The sequence below is a fragment of the Anaerotignum faecicola genome, assembly GCA_024460105.1.
Classification (GTDB): Bacteria; Bacillota; Clostridia; order Lachnospirales; family Anaerotignaceae; genus JANFXS01.
Window position 1 is genome coordinate 1 of the sequence record JANFXS010000462.1, and the last position, 408, is coordinate 408.

Consider the following 408-nt stretch of genomic DNA (forward strand, 5'->3'; position numbering starts at 1 on the left):
TTCCAATTTTTTAGTCCGGAGTTCGCCTGCTGCTCCCTCCGGACACGACTTCCTTAATCAGGCATCGGTGTGGTATCTACTTTTCCGCTCATAATTGAGTAATAAACCGGAAGCATCAGGAGCGAAAGGACAGTGGAAGCCGTCAGGCCGCCGACATTGACAAGGGCAAGCCCCTGCATCAGTTCTCCATTGCTGCCGTATCCAATCGCCAGCGGAATCATGGACACGATGGTCGTCAGGGTAGTCATGAGGATGGGACGTAATCTCGTCGCTCCGGCCTCAATCATTGCCGTCCTCTTATCCATCGTGGAACGGTACTGGTTGACGGTATCGACATAAAGGATACCGGCATTGACAACCGTACCAATCAGCATTAAGAATCCCAGTAAAGACGGCATTGAAATTTCC

At 51.0% G+C, this 408-nt stretch carries 1 protein-coding gene; it reads right to left on the bottom strand.

Annotated elements, in window-relative coordinates:
• Positions 1-53 precede the first annotated feature (53 nt).
• The coding region (locus NE664_14880; GenBank protein MCQ4727920.1) for an efflux RND transporter permease subunit at positions 54-408 on the bottom strand (355 nt) is incomplete at its 5' end.